Source organism: Micromonospora sp. NPDC047812, from assembly GCF_040704175.1.
In the GTDB taxonomy this organism is placed as follows: Bacteria; Actinomycetota; Actinomycetes; order Mycobacteriales; family Micromonosporaceae; genus Micromonospora.
The window spans coordinates 83,149-103,471 of record NZ_JBEYRY010000014.1 but is presented as its reverse complement, the minus strand read 5'-3'; the positions used below and the strand labels follow the sequence as shown (position 1 = coordinate 103,471).

Genomic DNA, 20,323 nt, shown 5'->3' with positions numbered 1-20,323 from the left:
GGCGGCACGACACCCCATCCGCCCGGCGCGACGATGACCGGCATCCATCGCGACCGGTGGGGTGTCCCGCACCTGCGCGCCGACAGCGTCGACGGCCTCGCCCGGTTGCAGGGTCGGGTCGCCGCCCTCGACCGGGCCTGGCAGATCGAAGTGGAACGGTGGCGCTCCGAGGGCCGGCTCGCCGAGCACGTCGGCCCCACCGAGCTGGGCTGGGACCTCTTCGCCCGCCGGGCCCGCCTCGACGACACCGCCCGGCGCTGCTTCGAGCGGCTCGCCCCCGCCACCCGGCGGTGGGTCGGCGCGTACGTCGACGGGGTCAACGAGGGGCTCGCCGAGGGCGCCGCCGCGGCACCCGAGTTCGCGTCGGCCGGCTGCGCCCCGGGCCGGTGGCGGCCGTGGTCGCCGCTGGGGGTCTTCCTCGTCCAGCACGTGCTCTTCTCCACCTTCCCCAACAAGCTGTGGCACGCCCACGTCGCCGCCACCCTCGGCCCGTCCGCGACCGACCTGTTCGCCGTCGAGGGCCCCGGCGGATCGGGCAGCAACGCCTGGGCCGTGCCCGGCGATCCCGGCACCGGACGGGCGCCGGTCGTCGCCGGCGACCCGCACCGCATCCTCGAACTGCCCGGCATCTACCAGCAGGTGCGCCTCGCCTGCCCCGAGTTCGACGTGTTCGGCTTCGCATTCCCCGGGGTCCCCGGCCTCCCCCACTTCGGACACGCCGGCGAGGTCGCCTGGGCCGTCACCAACGCCATGGCCGACTACCAGGACCTCTACCGCGAACAACTGCGCCGCGACGGCGACCGGGTCCTCGTCCGCGAGGCGGACGGCTGGGCGCCGGCGCACCGGCACGTCGAGCGGATCGAGGTCCGCGGCGGCGAACCGGAGTCCGTCGAGGTGATCGAGACGCCGCGTGGACCGGTCGTCGACCACGACCGGGCCACCGGCGAGGCGATCAGCCTGCGTACCCCGAGCCGGGTCGAGCAGCGTCTGGGCTTCGACGCGCTGCTGCCGCTGCTGCGGGCCCGCAGCGCCGACGACGTCGCCGACGCGCTGCGCGACTGGGTCGAGCCGGTCAACAGCGTCCTGGTCGCCGACCGGCGCGGAACGGTCCACCAGCTGGTCGCCGGGCTCGTCCCGCTGCGCGACGACCGGTGCCGCCGAGAGCCGGTGCCCGGCGACGATCCCCGGTACCGGTGGCACGGCGGCTACGCCGAGCCACGCCGCACCGCCGTCGACGGGTTCGCGGTCTGCGCCAACGACCGCCGCCCCGACGTGACGGACCTCGGCACCGGCTTCGCCCCGCCGCACCGGGCCCGCCGCATCCGCGCCCTGCTCGCCGACGGCGCCCGGGCGGAGGCCGTACACATGGACACCCGGCTGGAGGCCGGGACGCTGCGCGGCGTGCTCGACCGGGTCGACCCCGGCGGGCTCAGCGAACCGGCCCGCCGCCTGCGGCACCGGCTGACCACGTGGGACGGGGACATGCGGGCCGACAGCGCCGACGCCGGCGCCTGGGCCGCCTGGCGCGCGGCCCTGGCCCGCCGGCTGTACGACCACCCGTGCCTGCGCCCGCTGCGCGACGCCCCGAGCGCGTTCGACGGCCTGTTCGCGCCGTGGACCGACCCGCTGTCGCGCATCGGCCACGCCCTGGACGGGGTGGCCACCGGGCTGCACCGCCTCGGCGGCGAGATCGGCCCCGTGGCGGCCGGGGCGCTCGAGGACGTCGCGGCGGGCGACCCGCCGGGGCCGTGGGGCCGGCGGCACGTGCTGCACCCCGTCCACCTCGGCGTGGCGGCGGCCGTCGACGAGGCGGTACGCGGCATGCGCGAGCGGGTCGCGCTGGCCGGCGACGCCGACTGCGTGCTGGCCACGTCGAGCGTGCCCGGCGTGTCCGACGCGTGCTGGCGAGGCCCGGTGGCCCGCTACGTGTGGGACCTGACCGACCGCGCGCAGAGCCGCTGGATCGTCCCCTTCGGCGCGTCCGGGCGCCCCGGCGACCCGCACTTCGACGACCAACTGCCACTGTGGGCCGGCGGCGAGCTGGTTCCGGTGGTCACCGACTGGCGAGAACTCACCCCAGAACCAGGAGACGCGGCACCGTGACATATCAGGAGAACATCCCCGGCTTCGGCAAGCTGTCGCTCGTCGCGCTGGACCCGAAGGCCCACGCGGAGCTGGTGCACGGTTGGGTGACCGAGCCCCGGGCGGCGTTCTGGGGCATGGGTTCGCACTCGGTCGACGAGGTGCGGGAGATCTACGAGTTCGTCGACAGCCTCGACACCCACCACGCGTACCTCATCATGCTCGACGACGCGCCGATCGGCCTGTTCCAGACCTACCAGCCGGAGGCGGACCCGGTCGGCGAGCGCTACACCGTGCGGCCCGGCGACGTCGGGATGCACCTGCTGCTCGCTCCCGGGAGGCGCCCGCCGAAGGGCCTCACGACCGCCATCGGCCCCGCCCTCGCCCGCTACCTGTTCGCCGACCCGACCCGGCTGCGGATCGTCGTCGAGCCCGACGTCCGCAACGAGCGCGCGCTCGACCGGCTGCGGCGGGAGGGGTTCACCTTCGCCGACGAGATCGACATGCCCGACAAGCGGGCCCAGTTGGCGTTTCTGACCCGGGAGCGGTTCGAGTCGGACCACGCCGTACCCGCCTGAGGCGCGGTGCGACCGGTCGGCTGCGGCCGGTCACGCGTCCGCCGGCCCGGTGACGGGTGGCTCCGCGCTCCGCGCTGCGGTGGTGCTCGCCGCGCCGGTCCGCGGCGGAAGGGTCGCGCGACGCTGTCGAGCTGAGTCGTCTGTGACATCGGGCGGTTTCCGGGCGACCGGGGCACCGGGCGGCGAATCGTCTACGACATCAGCTCGACAGGCTCCCGCGGGTGGCTCCTCCGCCGGCCGGCGCCCCCGTTCGGGACGAGCACGGCGAGGCCCCGCCGGGTGCGGCGGGGCCTCGCGCGGGAGCGGGGATCAGGCGGTGGGGAAGTTGTCCGGCGTACGGATGCGGTCACGCATCAGGGCGCCCGACTCCGTGAGCACGCCCGGGCCGGTGTAGGTGCTCCCGGCACAGGTGCCCGGCCGCAGCGCGGCGCTGCCCTCGGCCTTGTCCGAATAGGTCCAGTTCGCGTAGCTGATCTTCAGCCGGTCCAGCAGGTCGAGCCAGGCGTTGCTGCTGGCGACGTCGACCCCGCCGTCACCGGTGTAGTCCACCGTGCCGAACTCGGTGACGAACAGCGGCAGCCGGGCGGCGGCCCGCTCCACCTCGGCCCGGTAGTTGTCCCGGTGGGACGCGGCGTAGAAGTGGAACGTGTACATCACGTTGGTGGCGTTCACCGGGTTGTTGATGATCTCGTTGGCGTTGGAGCCGTCCGAGACGCCCAGCGAGGACCAGCCGCGGGTGCCGACCACGACCACCGCGTCCGGGTCGTTGGCACGGATCACCGGGATGACCTGCTCGGCGTAGCTCTTGATGGTCGCCCAGCTGACGCCGTTGGGCTCGTTGGCGATCTCGTAGATGACGTTCTTCTTGGCGGCGTTGCGGGCGGAGACGGCGGCGAAGAAGGTCTTGGCCCGGTCGAGGTTGTGCATCGGGTCGCCCGGCGTCAGGGTGTGGAAGTCGATCAGCGCGTACATGCCGCGCTGCTCGGCCTCGTCGACCAGGGCGTTGACCCGGTTGGTGAAGCCGGCCGGGTCGGTCTCGTAGCCGTCCTCCTGGACGTACATGGCGATCCGCAGCAGGTCGGCCCGCCAGTCGTCGGCCAGCGCGTCGAGGGAGGCGTCGTTGTAGCAGCGGGCGAACCACTGGATGCCGTGGGTGCTCATGCCCCGCAGCTGGATCGGCCGGCCGTACTGGTTGCACAGGTTGATCCCGCACACCCGTAGCTGGCCGTTGATCGCGACCGGGGTCTGACCGCCCGGCGGCGGGGTCGTGGGCGGCGGGGTGGTCGGTGGCGGGGTCGTGGGCGGCGGCGTGGTGGGGGCCGGCGGGGTGGTCGGCGTGGTCGCGCCGGTGCAGGCGGTGCCGTTGAGGGTGAAGGCCGTCGGCGCGGGGTTGGCGGCGCTCCACGTGCCGTTGAACCCGATGGCTGTCGACGCGCCGGTCGCCAGCGCGCCGTTCCAGCTCACGCTGCGCGCGGTGACGGCGGTGCCGGCCTGGCTCCAGGTCGCCGACCAGCCCTGGCCGACCCGCTGGCCGGCGTCGGGGAAGGCGAAGCCGAGCGTCCACCCGTCGACCGCGTCGCCCAGGTTCTTGATCGTGATGTTGGCGGTGAAGCCACCGGACCAGCTGCTGGTGGTGTAGGTGACGGCGCAGCCGGTGGCGGCCTGGGCGTCGGCGGCCGGGACGGCGGCCGACGCCGCGACGGTCAGCGCGGCGACCGCGCCGGCCATGACCAGGGTGCGCCGGGACGGGCGCGGTGGGAGCTTCATGCGGGTGCCTTCGCTTCCGATCGGTGGTGGGGGTGCCGGCAGCGCAGGGCGGCGGGACGCCACGTCCGCCCGGACGGGTACGGCAGTTCGTACGCCGGCGGCCCGCAGGCGGATCGTCCGGCCGGGAGGCTCGCGACAGATCCCTGCCCACGGGCGCGGGAGCGCTCCCACTGACGGCAGCTTAGGCGCGCCTCGGGCTCCCCCGCAACATGGACGCCCGTCGACCTCTTCGCACGCGCGCCGGCCCCGGGGCGTCCACGCCCCGGGGCCGGTGTGCCGACTGTTCGATCAGAAGGTGGGGGCCAGGTAGAGCAGCCGGTTCGGCGAGCCGGTGCCGGGGTTGGTGATCACGTTGGGCGTGGCCTGGCTGACGATGTACGAGTGGACCTGGGCGGGCGTCCAGCTCGGGTTGACGCTGAGCACCCGGGCGGCCGCCCCCGCGACGTGCGGCGAGGCCATCGACGTGCCGCTGATGGACGAGGTGGCGGTGTCGCTGGTGGACCAGGCCGACAGCACGCCCACGCCGGGCGCGAACAGGTCGGTGCAGGTACCCCAGTTGGAGAACGACGCGCGGGCGTCGTTGCTCTGCGACGCGTTGACGGTCAGCGCCGTCGGCACGGAGGCCGGCGAGAAGTTGCAGGCGTTGGCGTTCGAGTTGCCGGAGGCCACCGCGTAGGTGATGCCGTCGGCGATCGAGTTCGCCACCGCGGTGTTCAGGGAGGCGTTGGTGGAGCCGCCCAGGCTCATGTTCGCCACCGCCGGCTGGCCCGCCTGGTGGTTCGAGGTCACCCAGTTGATGCCGGCGATGACCTGCGCCCAGGTGCCGCTGCCCTGGCAGTTCAGCACGCGGACGGCCACCAGTCGGACGTCCTTCGCCACGCCGTAGGTGTTGCCGCCGACGGTGCCCGCGACGTGGGTGCCGTGGCCGTTGCAGTCGGCGGCCGGCAGCGCGTTGTCGATCGCGTCGTAGCCGTCGACGGCCTGACCGGCGAAGTCCACGTGGGTGGTCCGGATGCCGGTGTCGATGATGTACGCCGTCACGCCGGAGCCGCTGCTGTTGTAGGTGTAGGTGCGGCTCAGCGGGAGGTTCCGCTGGTCGATGCGGTCCAGGCCCCACGGCGGGTTGTTCTGGGTGGCCGTCATCGTCACGGTGTGGTTCTGCTCGACGTAGTCGACGGCGGGGTGCGCCGCGAGGCGCTTGGCGGCCCGCTCGGACAGCTTCACCTCGAAGCCGTTGAGCGCGTCACCGTAGACGTGGCCGACGCTGCCGCCGAAGCGGGCGGCGAGGGAGCCCGCCGTGCTCTTCACCTCGCCCTGCCGGGTGCCGGCGCGACCGCCGACGCTGGTGTCCTTGAGTACCACGATGTAGCTGTCGGCCACGGCGGTCGCGCCACCGGCGCTGAGGATCTCGCCGGTGGCCGAGGCCGCCGCCGGCGCGCCGATCATGGTGGTGACCATGGCGGCGCTGGCGAACACGCTGGCCGCAGCGGCGAGGGTTCGCCGATGAGTGCGAGGGAGTGTCATCTCCCGGTCCTCCTACTGTGGTGGCCCCCGGGTGGCTCGTGGCGCACCCGACAGGCGGTCTGGACGATGAGCAAACCTTAGCCGCCACATTCATGATCGTGAATTTTGTTGATGTTCACGATATGAGGACGATGTTGAGAGAAAGTGGTCGTGAATGCCTTGCGTGAAACGGCATTCCATTGAGATGCGTCGACTTTGCTGGTTGACTGTCGGGGGAGAACCGGGCCGTCACACACCGCACCTCGACCTGTGACAGGAGTTCCTCCACCATGCTCCGAAGGCCCCTGCTCCACGCCCTGCTCGCCGCGCTGGCGGCGGTCCCCCTCGCCCTCGCCGCCGGGCTCGCCTCCCCCGCCCCCGCCCGGCCGGCGGCCGCCGCACCGGTGCGGGTGATGCCGCTGGGCGACTCGATCACCGGCTCGCCCGGCTGCTGGCGCTCCGTGCTCTGGAACCGCCTCCAGTCCACCGGCCACACCGACGTCGACTTCGTCGGGACGCTCGGCCCGCAGGGCTGCGGCCAGCCCCACGACGGCGACAACGAGGGACACGGCGGCTACCTGGTGACCACCGTGGCCAACCAGAACCTGCTGCCGGGCTGGCTCGCCGCCACCCGGCCCGACATCGTCCTGATGCACTTCGGCACCAACGACGTGTGGAGCAACATCCCGCCCGCCACGATCCTCGCCGCGTACGGCAGGCTGGTGGAGCAGATGCGGGCCAGCAACCCGGCGATGAGGGTCCTCGTCGCGAAGATCATCCCCATGGCGCCGCCTTCGTGCCCGGAGTGCGGCCAGCGGGTGACGGCCCTCAACGACGCGATCGACGGCTGGGCGGCGGCGACCACCACCCCCGCCTCGCCCGTGACGGTGGTCGACCAGTGGACCGGGTTCAGCACGGCCACCGACACCTACGACGGCGTGCACCCGAACGCGGCCGGCGACCAGAAGATGGCCGACCGCTGGTACCCGGCCCTGGCCGCGGCGCTGGGCGGCGTCACCCCGACGCCCACCGGCAGCCCGACCCCCACCGCCAGCCCGACGCCGACGCCCACCGGTCCGGCCGCCGGCTGTGCGGCGAGCTACCGCGTGGTCAGCCAGTGGCAGGGCGGCTTCCAGGGCGAGGTGACGGTGCGCAACTCCGGCGCCGCGCCGATCTCCGGATGGACGGTCCGCTTCGCGTTCGCCGACGGCCAGCGGGTCAGCCAGTCCTGGAACACCCGGCTGACGCAGGAGGGGGCCGAGGTCACCGCCCGCCACGTGGACTGGAACGGCGCACTCGCCCCCGCCGCGCAGGCCACCTTCGGCTTCCTCGGCAGCACCGCCGGGGGCGCCGCGGCGGGGACGGTGACCTGCACGGCCACCTGACACCGGCCACGCCCACCGGCGCGATCGGCCCGGGTGCCCCGCGCAGGCGCCCGGGCCGACCGGTGCCGGGACGAACCCGGCGACCGGCATCTGCGGCCTTCCTAGCCGAATGTCGGCTACATCTCGGCTCGCAACTCGGTGATCTCAGTCACACCCCCTGAGCCGGCGGCCCCGTCGGCCCGCGCCCGGGGCCACACAACGGAATTCCCTTCCGGCGGCCCGGATCCGCGCCGTCCACGACCCCCGGATGTCCGGGCAACTCGCCACGTACTGACCCGTAACTCGTACGCAGGGTCACACGCGGCGCCGTCGTGCCGAACTGTGCCTCCCCTCGGGTTCAGCCGCCATCGTCGCGGGTTTGCGGCGCTCACTACCCTGAACCCTGATCCCGTGCCTGGGCACACGTCGACAGCGATAAGGGCTTCACATGAGCGACAGTTACCCTCCGTACGGAGGGCAGCAGCCGGACCCGAACGTCACCCCCTGGAGCGGGCCGCCGGCCCCGCAGCAGGGCGGGTACCCGGGATACGGGCAGCCAGCGCAGGCGCCGCAGTTCGGCGCTCCCTTCCCGCCGCCGAAGAAGTCGAACAAGGGCCTGATCATCGGGCTGGTCGCCGGCGCGGTGGTCCTCGTCCTCGCCATCTGCGGTGCCGGGATCGGCCTCGTCCTCGTCAACGGTGACGACGAGGAGCCCGTCACGGTCGCCAGCTCCAGTCCCACCCCCGACGCCGGTGCCAGCGGCACGCCGGGCACGGACGCCTCCCCCACCCCGGGGCAGCAGGAGACGCAGGAGCCGAGCAACAACGCGGTGACCGCCCGCTACTCCAGCGACCTGTCCAACGTCTGCGAGGGTGGCCAGATCCTGAACGCCGCCCCCTACAGCGGCCCGTCCGGCGCCAAGGCGTACACGTTCTCGAACAACCCCGACCGGCCGACCTTCTGGTCGTCGAAGTCGGTCTCCTCGGACAAGCCGTACTACGCCAAGAGCGCCGACTTCGAGACGGTGTCGGTGGTCGGCTGCCTGAAGTTCGTGGAGGGCAGCGAGGGCGCGCCGAAGAAGTGCCAGTACAAGGACAGCGCGGGCAAGCAGGTCACCATCGACTACATCTCGTCGCGCTACACCCTGACCTTCTACGCCGCGAAGACCGGCGAGAAGATCGGCGACGGCGGCACCGTCACCGCCCCGGCGGCGCGCTGCCCGAGCTTCATCTCGTACAACAAGAGCACCATGAAGTCGTACGCGGCGCCGGACTCCGGCAGCATCGAGGCCGCCCTGGACAAGTTCCTGTCCTGAGCGGCACCGTCGACGGTGGGGAGGGACGGGACACCGTCCCTCCCCACCGTCGTCTCCCCCGCGGGGCGAGCCGTCCTCAGTCCGTGCCGCCGACGTCGACCGCCAGCGCGAGACCGTCTCCGCGAATGCCGCCGGCAGGTGTCCACCACAGGGACACGCTGGCTTCCGATCGTCGCCGACCGGTCGCGGGCTGCCCGACGACGGCGGGGCCGACACCGTCCGAGGATGGTGCCGGCCCCGCCGTCGTCGGTTCCGCGTCAGCGGCGTGCCGGCGCCTTCCGATCGGCGGCGTCCACCGTCACCTGGTCGAAGGCCGGAGCACCGTCGACGGCGTCGGCGGCCACGGCCGTCGACCTGGCGGGGTCGGGCAGGTCCAGGCTGCTGCGCAGACCGACGGGCTTCAGCAGGACCGCGGCGATGATGCCGACGACGGCGATCGCGGCGGAGATGAGGAAGATGTGGCCGGTGGCGTCCCCGTACGCCGCGCGGACGATCTGCTGGACCGCGCCGGGCATGGCGTCGAGGTTCAGGCTGCCGCCCGCCGCGCTGCCGGAGGTGGGGATGCCGGCGGCGGAGAGGTCGGTGGTGATCTGGTCGGTCACCCGCCGGGCGAGGACCGCGCCGAGCACGGAGACGCCGATCGTGCCGCCGAGCGACCGGAAGAACGCGACGGTCGAACTGGCCGCGCCGATGTCGCGGAGCGAGACGGTGTTCTGCACGGCGAGGACGAGGTTCTGCATCGTCATGCCGACCCCGACACCGACGATGAACATGGCCGCACCGACCAGCAGGAGCGAGGTCTCGTGGTCGATGGTGCCGAGCAGGCCGAACCCGATGACGAGCACGATCGCGCCGAACACGATGTACGGCTTGATCTTCCCGGTCTTCGTGATCAGCCGTCCGGCGATGATGGACGATCCGAGGACGCCGGCCATCATCGGGATGGTGAGCAGCCCGGCCTCGGTCGGGCTGTAGCCGCGGCCGATCTGGAAGTACTGGCCGAGGAAGACGGCGCCGCCGAACATCGCCATGCCGACCGCCAGGCTGCCCAGGATGGCCAGGAAGGTGGTCCGCTGGCGGACGAGCTCCAGCGGGACGACCGGCTCGTCGGCCCGGGACTCCACCCAGACGGCCAGAGCGAGCAGTGCGACGGCACCGCCCACCATGGCGGCGGTCTGCCAGGAGGCCCAGGCGAACGAGTCGTCGACGAAGGAGATCCAGATGAGCAGCACGCTGACGCCGGCGGCGATCAGCGCCGCGCCCAGGTAGTCGATCTTCACGTTCTCGCGACGGACCGTCGGCAGGCGCAGGGTGAACTGGAGGAGGACCAGCGCGATGGCGGCGACGGGGACCCCGACGAAGAAGCACCAGCGCCAGCCGAGCCAGGACGTGTCGACGATGAGCCCGCCCAGCAGCGGGCCGCCGACCGTCGCCACCGCCATGACGCCACCGAGGTAGCCGTTGTACCGGCCGCGCTCCCGGGGCGGGATCATCGCGGCGATGGCGACCTGGACGAGGGCCTGGAGGCCGCCGACGCCGATGCCCTGGAACGCGCGGGCGGCGATGAGCTGGCCGGCCGTCTGGGCGAAGCCGGCGATCACCGAGCCGACCAGGAAGACGACGATGGCGACCTGGACCAGGAGCTTCTTGTTGAACAGGTCGGCGAGCTTGCCCCAGATCGGGGTGGTCGCGGTCGCGGTGAGCAGGGTGGCGGTGACCACCCAGGTGTACTGGGTCTGCGACCCGTTCAACGCGCCGATGATGTTGGGCAGCGCCGTCGAGACGACGGTGCCGCTGAGCATCGCGACGAACAGCACCAGCAGCAGGCCGCTGAGGGCCTCCAGCGTCTGCCGGTGTGTCATCGGCGCGTCGCCGGCCGTGGTGGTGGGTGCGCTCATCGCGCGGCCTCCAGGGTGTCGTGGTGTCCGAGGACGGTCTCGATGTCTCGGGTGAACCGGCCGAGCGCGGTGGCGAACGCCGCCACCTCCGCGGGGGTCCAGTCGGCGAGCGCGGTGTCGAGGATCCGGCCGTACCAGTCGTAGGTGTCGGTCAGGGCGGCCCGCCCGGCCGGGGTGACGGTCAGCAGGCTGGCCCGCTTGTCGGCGGGGTCGGCGCGCCGCTCGACCAGGCCGTGGCTGACGAGCGAGGCGACGGCGCGGCTGACGGTCGACGGGTCGAGCCCGCTGCGGGCCGCCAACTCGCGGGCGTGGCAGTCGGCGGGCAGCTTCTCGATCTGCATGAGGAGGCCGGCGAGGCCGACGGGCACGGCCGGCCGGACGTCGGCCCGGTGCCGTTTGATCAACCGCACGCTCCTGACCAGCTCGGAAAGCCTCGCCCCGAGTTCGCGGCCGGCAGATTCCACGCCGCCTCCCTTTGTCGCAGATGGTTGCCGCACACAAGCATCTGCCGATCTTGCCCAAAGTGCAAGTTTGCGCGACGAGAACTGAGTCACCGCCCCGTAGGCTGTCGCCCATGGAGGAGAACACCGGCCTGCGGGAGCGCAAGAAGGCGGCCACCCGCCTCGCCCTGCACGAGGCGGCCCTGCGCCTCGCCACCGAGCACGGGCTCGACCGGGTCACCGTGGAGGCCATCGCCGACGCCGCGAACGTCTCCCGCCGGACGTTCTCCAACTACTTCTCCAGCAAGGAGGAGGCGGTCTTCCACGGCGACGCCGTACGGCTGCGCCGGCTGCTGGAGCTGGTCCGCCGGCAGCCGGCCGACGCGCCGCCGTGGGCAGTGCTGAGCGGGGCCGCCGAACGCCTCGCCGTCGAGGCGTACGGCAACGCCCCGCCCTCCTGGCTGCTGCACCGCCGCCAGCTACGCGGACACCCGGGCCTCGTCGCGCACCAGATCGCGGCCTACACCGCCATCGAGCGCGAACTCGCCGACGACGTCGCCCACCGGTTGACCGGTCCCGACCGGGAGCTGCGGTCCCGGGTCCTGGCGGCGACCCTGCTGGCGTCCCTGCGCGTCGCCATCCAGCACTGGATCGACCACCCCGACGGCCCGCTGCTCGACATCCTCCGCACCGCGCTCGCCGAGACCGCCTCCGCCCGGCTGGTCACCGCCGCCGAACCGCCGGCCGGCTGACGGCCGGCAGGAGGCCGGCCGTCTCCAGGGCGAGGACCGGGCGCCCTGGCCAGGGCCCCTCGCCACGCCGCCGCGCACCCGCCGGCGTCGGCCCGGGGGCCCGCCGTGGGGCCAGTCGGGCCAGGCCCAGCGCCCGGCCACCTCACGACGCGCCGCCGCTCGGCCTCGGCACGGACGTGCCGGTAGTGTGCCAGCGTGTCGATCGAGATGGTGTCGCGCTTCCCTGTCGACGACGTGGAGCTCAGCGCTCTTCATGCCCGGGCGTTCGGTGACGGGGGCGGGCAGGTGACGCCGTGGGCCGATCGGCTGGAGCGGTACGCGCTGACGTGGGTGGGTGCCTTCGACGCCGGCCGCCTGGTGGGCTTCGTCCAGGTCTGCTGGGACGGTGGGGCGCACGCATTCCTGCTCGACACGGCGGTGGACCCGGGATGGCAGCACCGGGGAATCGGCACGGGCCTGGTTCGGGCGGCGGTCGACGACGCCGCGGCCGCGGGCTGCGAGTGGCTGCACGTCGACTTCGAGGCCCACCTGGAGACCTTCTACCTCGAGCGGTGCGGGTTCCGCGCCACGCCGGCAGGCCTGCTGCACCTCGCCGGGCGTCGACGCGCCGAGGACACGCGGCGACCCGGCGGCTGATCGGGATGAGGCAGGACGGCCGCGGACCGTCCCCAGAGGCCCACGGTCGCCGCTCGGGCGGGGCCGCCGCTCACCGGCGACCCCGCCCGCGGGTTCAGCAGGGACCGTTGTCGGTCCAGACGCCCTGGGCGTCGGCTCCCGGCACGTCACCCTGGGTCCACCACCTCGCGGTCCACCGGTGGCGGTCGTGGGAGACCACCGCCCCGCCGGCGTAGGCGGTACCCGCCGCCCAGGCCGGCGCCGTGCAGGCACCGCCGGTGGGGGTCGGGCCGACCGTCGGGGAGACGGTGGGGCCCGCCGTCGGCGAGGTGGTCGGCGGCGGCGAGGCGGCGCAGGCCCCCTCGTCGGCCCAGACGGCGGCGCTGCCCGGGGTGTCGCCCTGGGTCCACCACTTCGCACTCCAGGTACGCCCGGCGTGGGACACCCGCGCGCCGCCGGAGTACGCGGTGCCCGCCGACCAGGCCGGCGCGGCGCAGGTCCCGCCGCCCGGCGGGGTGGAGCCGCTCGGGCTGGGCGTCGGCTCGACCGGCACGGCCCCGCGGGCGTGGTCACTGGCCAGCGAGTACGTCTGCCCGCCGAAGGAGAGGGTGAAGTTGGCCGGTCCGGCGATCGGCAGCTGGTAGTTGAGGGTCACCTCCGCGTAGGCGCCCGGGGCGATGGCGGCCGGTACGGTGAGCCGCACCCGGTTGTGGTCGCCCCTGAGCCCGCCCACGTTGCTGCCGGTGTGGCCCGTGGACACGGTGGTCAGGGCCCAGCCGGACTGCTGGGTGAGGGTCGGCGTGGTGGTCGGGTAGTCGAACTCGAGCTGCGCCCCGGCCGGGATCGGGCCGCCGGTGTTGTTGGTGAGCCGCAGTTCGGGGTTGATCGGGTAGTTGTTGTCGCCGAGAGCGAAGCCCCCCACCGTGGCGGTCACGTCGATGGTCCGGGCCGGCAGGGTGACGGCGGCGCGACGGGCACCGTACGGGGGCGCCGTGCGGAACTTGTCGTAGAGCAGGCTGGTGAGCGTCTCGCCCATCCCGTACTGGCCCTTGGCCTGGTCGTAGACGTAGTCGCCAGCGAGTTCCCAGATCATCACGCCGCCGATGCCCTTGTCCACCACGTAGTCCGCCTTCGCGCCGAGGGACTGCTCGTCCTCCGTGGAGAGGAACACGCCCTTCTGCGCGTTCCACAGCCAGGGCGCGACCAGCGCGGCGGAGTAGTGGCGGGCGTAGCTGCCGCTGATCCGGTCGGTCGGGTCGGTGGCCGGCGTGAGGCCGTATGCGGACAGGTAGTCCGGGGTGATGCCGCGCTCCAGGTTCTTGGCGTGCCACATCGGGTTGGCTCCGGCGGGCATCTCCCCGCCGGCGTCGTCCAGGTCGTGCCAGAGGTTGTCGATGCCGACCGCGCCGTTGCCGCAGGGGGTGGTGGAGCCGATCGAGGTGCCGGTGCCCGGCGGACACTTGCTCTGGTCCGGCAGGGCGGCGCGGCCCCACAGCCCGTTGGTGCCGCCGGTCACGCCCTGCCAGCCGCGCGTGTAGTACGGCACGCCGATGTTGACCCGCCCGCTGGGCAGCGCCCCCCGGAAGTGGTGGTAGGCCCAGTCGGTGTTGAGGTAGCCGATGTTGCCGTACGCGCCGTAGACACCGCCGGCGGCTAGCTCGGCGTCGTCGCCGTTGTCGAAGAGGGCGGCGTTCGGGCCGACATGGTGGTTCCAGGCCCCGTGCAGGTCGTACGACATGATGTTGACGTAGTCCAGGTACTGGAGCGCCTGCGAGGACTCCATCCCCCGCAGCAGCCATCCCGAGGCGGGTGCGGCCACCGTGAGCAGGTAGTGCTTGCCGTCCGTGGCGGCGGCCGCGTCGAGCTTCTCCCGCAGCGTCTTCATCAGCACCTGGTAGGAGGCGTTGAGCCCGGCCCGCTTGGCGTCGGCCTGGGCGAAGTCGAGCGGGTTGCCGGCCTTGTTGTTGGAGGTCGGGTACTCGTAGTCGATGTCCACCCCGTCGAAGCCGTAGGTGCGCAGGAAGGTGACCACGGAGTCGGCGAAGGTGGCGATGCCGGCGGTGTTGACGGTGTTGCTGCCGGTGGTGGTCATCCGGTAGAAGCCGCCGGCGTCGACCCGGTCGCCGTTGTCGTCGAGGTAGCCGCCGGTCTCGGCCCAGCCGCCGACGCTGATCAGCGTACGCACGTTCGGGTTCTGCTTCTTGTACCTGTTGAGCAGGTTGAAGTGCCCGGTGTAGGCGTACTGCGGATCCATCTCGGCGCCCGCGACGCCCGGCCAGGTCATGTTGGTGGCCGGGTTGTCCGCCGCCTTCGGGTTGCCGACCGAGATCTTGTTGGCGGCGTCGACGTGGGCGAAGGCGTAGTTGATGTGGGTGACCTTGTCCCAGGGGATCTGGTTGGCCAGGTACGCCGGGGCGCCGTTGCGTCCGGTGCGCCAGCTGGTGAAGTAGCCGATGATGCGCCGGGAGTGGTCGGCCCCCAGCTTCTCCCGGCCCTCGGTGTCGTAGACGGTGCAGTACGGCACCGCCACGCCTGGCGTCCGGTACAGCCCGTCCGGCCGACACGCCTCGTCCGGCCCGACGGAGGAATGTGCGGCGGGGGCCACGATCAGCGCCGTCGCCGCGGCCAGCAGACCGACCGCACCGCCGACGAGGAGCTTGCTGAACGGTGTTCGCAATGCGCCCACCTCCAACTCTAAAGAAAGTTAACTATTTACGATCCTGAATGTATACCTGTCCAGGGGCCTCGACGCAAGAGCGCAGTGCGGCCGTACGGTCCCCGGGGCCCGTGGGCGGGGGCGCGGATGGCCGGATGTGCGGTGCGGCCGTCCTTGTGGCTCCCGGGACAGGGTGACAAGACTTCCGGTGTGGAGATCCCCGGGAGCCGCGAGGTGGTCGTGGTGGTGCACGACGGCGTCGTGCTGCTCGACGTGGCGGGGCCCGTTCAGGTGTTGCACGGCAGCGGCGGCTACCGGGTCCGGCTGGCCTCGGTGGACGGTCGCGCGGTGCGCACCGACGTGGGCGTGCCCCTCGACGTGGAGTTGCCCGTGCACCAGGTGCGGCACCGCTTCGACACGCTCCTGGTGCCCGGCTACGCCCTCGCCACGGCGCAGCCGCCCCCGGCCCTCGTCGCCGAGCTCCCCCGCCTCAGCGGGCTCGCCCGCCGTACCGCGGCCATCTGCACCGGCGCGTTCCTGCTCGCGGCGGCGCGCCTGCTCGACGGCCGCCGGGCCACCACGCACTGGGCGGCCTGCGCCGACCTCGCGGCGCGGTATCCGGCGGTCCGGGTCCGGCCCGACGCCCTCTACGTGCGGGACGGTCCGCTGTTCACCTCGGCCGGCGTTACCGCGGGCATCGACCTGACGTTGACGCTGGTCGAGGAGGACCACGGGCCGGAGCGCGCCCGCACCACCGCCAAGTACCTCGTGGTCTTCCTGCACCGCCCCGGCGGCCAGTCCCAGTTCACCGTCCGCGGCAACACCACGGCCGTTCCCGGCAGTGCGCTGCGCCGCGTGCTGGACGCCGTCGCCGCCGACCCGGCCGCCCCGCACACGCTCGCCACGATGGCGGCGCACGCGTCGGTCAGCGAACGGCACCTCACCCGCCTGTTCCGCACCACGGTCGGGACGACCCCCACCCGGTACGTCGAGCAGGTCCGGGTCGAGGCCGCGAAGACCCTGCTCGAAGCCACCCACGACGGAGTGGCCCGCATCGCCCGCGCCTGCGGCTTCGGCTCGGACGACAGCATGCGCCGCGCGTTCCTGCGCGGCATCGGCATCACCCCGGCCGCGTACCGCCAACGCTTCCGGTCCACGCACCCGACACCCGAAAGATGAGGTACCCGTGACGCCTTCCCTCTCGCGGCGAACCGCCCTCGGCGCCGGCCTGGCCGCCGGCACCGGCATGCTCACCGGACTGGTGCCCGCCGCCGCCCCGGCCGCCTCCCACGCCGTGCCGGACGACGACCTGTCCCTTCCCTCGACCCGGCTGGCCCGCGAGGCGGCCCGGCTGATCGGCGAGGCGCAGGAGGCCTACCTGCGCAACCACAGCCTGCGCAGCTTCCTGTTCGCCCGCGAGGCCGCCGCGCTAACCGGCCGGCGGCCCGGCCGCGACTACGACGAGGAGGTCGTGTTCCTGATCTGCGCCCTGCACGACATGGGCCTCACGGCACACGCCAACTCCGACCAGCGGTTCGAGATGGACGGCGCCGACTTCGCCGCCCGGTTCCTCGAACGGCGGGGTGTCACCGACCACCGGGTCGACACCGTGTGGGACGCCATCGCCATGCACACCACGCGCAGCTTCCGCGACTCACCCGTCTTCCAGCGGCGCCGACCGCCGGAGATCGGCATCGCCCAGACCGGAATCAGCATCGACCTCATGGGTACCAACAGCCCGGTGCCACCCGGGTACGCCGACCGCGTCCACCGGCTCCTTCCCCGCCTCGGCGGCGCCCGGGCCGTCACCGACGCGATCGTCGCGCAGGCACTCGCCAATCCCCGCAAGGCACCGGCCGCCACCCTTCCCGGCGAGATCCTGCACCAGCGCCACCCCGAGCTGCCCTACCTGACCTGGGACATGCTCCTGGACTCCAACGCCTGGGGCGACTGACCCACCGGGGCGGCGAACCCGCCGGCGTACGACCGATACGGTGCCGGACGAATCTGAAGGATCCGGTCCTGAGCGCCGCCCGGCTCGGCGCCACCCTCACCTTCCCGGCCTGCGCCGGCGCGACGGTCTCCGGCGTGCTGACCGGACAGTTGGGCAGCCTGACCGCGTCGACGAACCACCCCGACGGAGTCGCGGGCGAGGTGTTCCTGCCACCCGTCCGCGACCGGGTAGCGGGTTCCACGTGGACGATCTTTGTCGGCCGTGCCGGGTAGCCTTCGCCGCGTGACGCTGGAAGCCTTCGACATCTGGACCGACGACGAGGTCCCGGACACCGCCGGTGACCGGCGCCGCCTGCCCGGAGGGTGGGCCGGTCCGGCCGGGCCGGGCATCGACGTGCGGACCTGGCCCCGGTCCCCGCGCACCGGTCAGCCGATGATGCACTGCTTCACGCTGCGGCTGCCCGAGGCGTACCGGCGGCGCGGGCCCGATCTGGTCGCCGTCGCGGTGTTCCAGTGGCAGGACGAACTCTACTTCCGGGAGCCGGCGCCGGAGGTCGCGGCGGTCCTCGCCGGGGAACGCGTCGACGTCGCCCAGCCGGAGCACCCGTTCTGGGCCGAGCTGGCCCGGGCACGGCCCCACCCGCAGGTGCAGATCGCCGACGACGGCGTCGCGTCCCTGCTCGCCATGGTGTGGCTGACCGAGGCCGAGCTGAGCGCGCCGCGCGTGGCCCGTCCCGTCGCCGCCCCGCGGCTCGCCGACGGCGAGATCGACGCCACGCACCTGATGGAGAAGTACGGCGTGTACGGGTCCCTGTGGCTGGTGCCCCGGGACGACCCGAACGCCGGCGTGGCACCGGTGGACTTCCCGCAGGACGACGACGACTACGTCGAGGTGTCGGACATGTACGACGTCTTCCACTCCGAGCACCTGGGCGGCACCTGTATGTGCCCCGACGGCGTGCGCGACGGCCTGTCCCCCTGGTACATCGAGGTCAACCGGCTCGGCGGCATCAGTCACGGAGGCGACCAGGACATCGCCCTGGACCTCGATGCCCGGGCCTTCCTCGGCCGCATGACCACCGCCGTGCTGGTCCCAAAGGCCGACGCCGCGGGCCCGACGTCGGCGCCGTGACCCCTCGGCGGGCACGGCAGGCCCGCGCCGAGGGGGTGGTCCCGAGAGCTGGCCGGGTCAGCTGGTGGCCACGAGGGCCAGGTAGCGTTCCGCGGCGTCGGGTGTCATGAACCAGTCCTGGAAGTCGTTCGGGTCGGAGAACCCGTTGGCGAAGCGGCGGGCGATCGTCGGATTGGTGGACGCCGCGCCGAGGATCTGCTGCACGTGCGGCGGCAGCGGCTGGAGCATCGCGTTGGTCCAGGCGGTGACCGCCTGCCCGGCGCCCTCCCAGAACCGCTCGAAGGTCTGGGTCATCCACTCTCCGTCGAACGGCTGGTCCCCGCGCTCCAGGATGGACCCCAGGTACGAGGAGGCGCACTTCGCCGCGGTGTTGCTGCCTTGACCGGTGATGGGATCGTTGGCGACCACGACGTCCGCCATACCCAGCACGAGTCCGCCCGAGGGCAGCTTCGCCACCGGGCGGCGGACGGTCGGCGTGTACCGGCCCGACAGGGTGGCCCGCCCGTCCGTCAGCTCGACGTCGGCACACCGCTCGTGGATCCAGGGCGTGTACTGCCGCACCAGCTCAAGGGTCAGCTTGAGATGCTCCGCCGGATCACGCCGCTCCTTCCACAGGTCGAGCGGGCCGTCGGGCACGGCCTCCCAGAAGAGGATCTCGCATGGCCCGGACAGGGTCAGCCCGGGGATGACGAACAGCTCCCCCAGCCCCGGCACCGCGTTGAAGCTGACGTGCGGCACCGGCCACAGCGGGTCCGGCGTCATGCCGTGCACGTAGGCGACGGCGAGCCCTCGCTGCGGCGCGGTGTACACCGACCGTTGCGGGTCCCGGTCGAAGACGCCCACGAGGTCGCCCTTACCCGCGGCGACGATGGTCAGGTCGTAGCGGCCGAGCCGGGTCAGCCCGTCCAGGTCGGCGGTCGTCACCCCCTGGTAGTGGACGGTGCCGCCGCGCTGCTCGAACAGCTCCAGCCAGGCAGCCATCTTCAGCCGCTGGTCGGTGCTCTGCGCGTAGCGGTCCAAGGGGCAGGGGATGCGCAGGGCGCGTTGGCCGGGCGGGGCTGACAGGGACACGTGCAGCCCTTCGATGCGCGGCGACTGCTCCTGCCAGAGATTCAGCCCGTACTGGCGTTCGGTGTCCAGGGCGGCGGAGAACATGGCCTGCGTGCTCATCACCCAGCCACGACGGATCTCGTCGGGCGTACGCGCCGACATGATGGTCACGTCGTACCCTTCGGCGAGCAGGCTCAGGCCGAGTTGCAGCCCCGACTGACCAGCTCCCACGATAAGAACTCTGCGCATGTGATGCCTCCAGCGATGTGAGCTACCGGACCGCGAGCGCGCCCGGGACCGGGCCGGTGGTGCGTGCCATGGTGTGTTCGACGACCGCCAGCAGCGCCCTGGCGACCGACGACGGTTCGCGCGCGTCGCAGGTGATCAGCGGAACCTCGGCGGGGAGCGTGAGGGCTTCGCGGACGTCCTCGAGATGGTGCGTCAGCGCGCCGTCGAACAGGTTGACGCAGACCACGAACGGCACGTCGCTGTCCTGCTCGAAGTAGTTCACCGCCGCGAACGAGGCCTCCAGGTTCCGCGTGTCGGCCAGGACCAGCGCTCCGACCGCCCCTCGGCAGAGGTCGTCCCACATCGGCCAGAACCGTGGCTGGCCAGGCGTGCCGAACAGGTACAGCACCAGGTCCGGGCCGATCGTCAGCCGCCCGAAGTCCATCGCCACTGTGGTGGTCGTCTTGTCGATTCCCGGGTCCAGCCGGTCCACGGTCTCGCTCGCCGCCGTCATCCACGCCTCGGTGTTGATCGGGGGGATCTCCGAGATGGACCGGACGCAGGTCGTCTTGCCGACCCCGAAGCCGCCAGCGATGACGATCTTCGCGGAGGTCACCAGGGGGTTGTCAGGCAAGCTGGCGAAGGCCATCGCGCAGTCTCTCCAGAAGGCGGTCGTCGAATGGGGAGGTGTAGGGGTCGGCGTGGATCCGCAGCCGGTCGGTGGCGGCGAGATCGTCGATCACCACGCGGGTCACACCCAACGACGTGCCGCACACCGCCGACAGTTCGGCAACGGACTGCATGCTCCTGGCCTGCTCGTACAGCGTTCGCGCCTCCGGCAGCAGACCGGAGGCGAAGACGGCGTCGTAGTACGGCACCGACACCAGGGTGTGCACCAGCAAGGGCTGCCGGGTGCGGGTGCGCCCCCCGGTCAAGACGTAGGGCCGCACCTTCCAGTACGTGGTGGGCACGTTCACTCCCTCGGCTCCG

General features: G+C 72.7%; 17 protein-coding genes. 9 read left to right on the top strand and 8 right to left on the bottom strand.

Annotated elements, in window-relative coordinates:
- Nucleotides 1-33 precede the first annotated feature (33 nt).
- Together AB0883_RS28925 and AB0883_RS28920 are read left to right on the top strand one after the other, a co-directional pair.
- The gene (locus AB0883_RS28925; protein WP_366644461.1) at nt 34-2,103 is read left to right on the top strand and encodes a penicillin acylase family protein; all 2,070 of its coding nucleotides are present in this window, start codon (nt 34-36) and stop codon (nt 2,101-2,103) included.
- On the top strand, nt 2,100-2,660 hold the full coding sequence (locus AB0883_RS28920) for a GNAT family N-acetyltransferase (protein ID WP_366644460.1): 561 nt from the start codon (nt 2,100-2,102) through the stop codon (nt 2,658-2,660). The genes AB0883_RS28925 and AB0883_RS28920 overlap by 4 nt, the downstream gene beginning before the upstream one ends.
- A 309-nt stretch (nt 2,661-2,969) precedes the next feature.
- Here the strand turns inward: AB0883_RS28920 and AB0883_RS28915 are convergent, their stop codons facing one another.
- Together AB0883_RS28915 and AB0883_RS28910 are read right to left on the bottom strand one after the other, a co-directional pair.
- The gene (locus tag AB0883_RS28915) at nt 2,970-4,427 is read right to left on the bottom strand and encodes a cellulase family glycosylhydrolase (RefSeq protein WP_366644459.1); all 1,458 of its coding nucleotides are present in this window, start codon (nt 4,425-4,427) and stop codon (nt 2,970-2,972) included.
- Between the two features lie 288 nt (nt 4,428-4,715).
- Complete coding sequence (locus AB0883_RS28910) at nt 4,716-5,951, bottom strand: S8 family peptidase (RefSeq protein WP_366644458.1); 1,236 nt, start codon at nt 5,949-5,951, stop codon at nt 4,716-4,718.
- A 269-nt stretch (nt 5,952-6,220) separates the two neighbouring features.
- Between AB0883_RS28910 and AB0883_RS28905 the strand changes: the two genes are divergently transcribed.
- The gene (locus AB0883_RS28905) at nt 6,221-7,315 is read left to right on the top strand and encodes a cellulose binding domain-containing protein (RefSeq protein WP_366644457.1); all 1,095 of its coding nucleotides are present in this window, start codon (nt 6,221-6,223) and stop codon (nt 7,313-7,315) included.
- Between the two features lie 427 nt (nt 7,316-7,742).
- Nucleotides 7,743-8,609: a hypothetical protein gene (locus tag AB0883_RS28900; protein ID WP_366644456.1), complete on the top strand. Its 867-nt coding sequence runs from the start codon at nt 7,743-7,745 to the stop codon at nt 8,607-8,609.
- 257 nt (nt 8,610-8,866) lie between these two features.
- Here the strand turns inward: AB0883_RS28900 and AB0883_RS28895 are convergent, their stop codons facing one another.
- Both AB0883_RS28895 and AB0883_RS28890 read right to left on the bottom strand, forming a co-directional pair.
- Complete coding sequence (locus AB0883_RS28895; RefSeq protein WP_366644455.1) at nt 8,867-10,507, bottom strand: MDR family MFS transporter; 1,641 nt, start codon at nt 10,505-10,507, stop codon at nt 8,867-8,869.
- Nucleotides 10,504-10,971, bottom strand: a complete 468-nt coding sequence (locus AB0883_RS28890) for a MarR family transcriptional regulator (protein WP_366644454.1) — start codon at nt 10,969-10,971, stop codon at nt 10,504-10,506. The genes AB0883_RS28895 and AB0883_RS28890 overlap by 4 nt, the downstream gene beginning before the upstream one ends.
- 110 nt (nt 10,972-11,081) lie before the next feature.
- On the opposite strand from AB0883_RS28890, the gene AB0883_RS28885 reads away from it, so the two are divergent.
- A complete protein-coding gene (locus AB0883_RS28885; protein ID WP_366644453.1) occupies nt 11,082-11,699 on the top strand; it encodes a TetR family transcriptional regulator in 618 nt (205 codons plus the stop codon).
- 195 nt (nt 11,700-11,894) lie between these two features.
- The gene (locus AB0883_RS28880) at nt 11,895-12,335 is read left to right on the top strand and encodes a GNAT family N-acetyltransferase (protein WP_366644452.1); all 441 of its coding nucleotides are present in this window, start codon (nt 11,895-11,897) and stop codon (nt 12,333-12,335) included.
- 94 nt (nt 12,336-12,429) lie between these two features.
- Here AB0883_RS28880 and AB0883_RS28875 read toward each other — a convergent pair whose 3' ends face one another.
- Nucleotides 12,430-14,991 carry a glycosyl hydrolase family 18 protein gene (locus AB0883_RS28875; protein ID WP_366644451.1) on the bottom strand — a complete coding sequence of 854 codons (2,562 nt, stop codon included), beginning with the start codon at nt 14,989-14,991 and terminating at the stop codon, nt 12,430-12,432.
- 189 nt (nt 14,992-15,180) lie between these two features.
- On the opposite strand from AB0883_RS28875, the gene AB0883_RS28870 reads away from it, so the two are divergent.
- The 3 genes from AB0883_RS28870 (at nt 15,181) to AB0883_RS28860 (ending at nt 18,055) form a co-directional block, all read left to right on the top strand.
- Entirely contained in the window at nt 15,181-16,149 is a 969-nt protein-coding gene (locus AB0883_RS28870) for a DJ-1/PfpI family protein (protein WP_366644450.1), read from the top strand.
- Between the two features lie 7 nt (nt 16,150-16,156).
- Nucleotides 16,157-16,924, top strand: coding sequence for an HD domain-containing protein (locus AB0883_RS28865; RefSeq protein ID WP_366644449.1), 768 nt, complete (start codon nt 16,157-16,159; stop codon nt 16,922-16,924).
- A 282-nt stretch (nt 16,925-17,206) separates the two neighbouring features.
- A complete protein-coding gene (locus AB0883_RS28860; protein WP_366644448.1) occupies nt 17,207-18,055 on the top strand; it encodes a hypothetical protein in 849 nt (282 codons plus the stop codon).
- A 57-nt stretch (nt 18,056-18,112) separates the two neighbouring features.
- Here the strand turns inward: AB0883_RS28860 and AB0883_RS28855 are convergent, their stop codons facing one another.
- The 3 genes from AB0883_RS28855 to AB0883_RS28845 are packed head-to-tail and all read right to left on the bottom strand — an operon-like array spanning nt 18,113 to nt 20,304.
- The gene (locus AB0883_RS28855) at nt 18,113-19,354 is read right to left on the bottom strand and encodes a styrene monooxygenase/indole monooxygenase family protein (RefSeq protein WP_366644447.1); all 1,242 of its coding nucleotides are present in this window, start codon (nt 19,352-19,354) and stop codon (nt 18,113-18,115) included.
- A 22-nt stretch (nt 19,355-19,376) separates the two neighbouring features.
- A complete protein-coding gene (locus AB0883_RS28850) occupies nt 19,377-19,982 on the bottom strand; it encodes an ATP/GTP-binding protein (protein ID WP_366644446.1) in 606 nt (201 codons plus the stop codon).
- A complete protein-coding gene (locus AB0883_RS28845; RefSeq protein WP_366644445.1) occupies nt 19,960-20,304 on the bottom strand; it encodes a DUF742 domain-containing protein in 345 nt (114 codons plus the stop codon). The genes AB0883_RS28850 and AB0883_RS28845 overlap by 23 nt, the downstream gene beginning before the upstream one ends.
- Nucleotides 20,305-20,323: the final 19 nt, after the last annotated feature.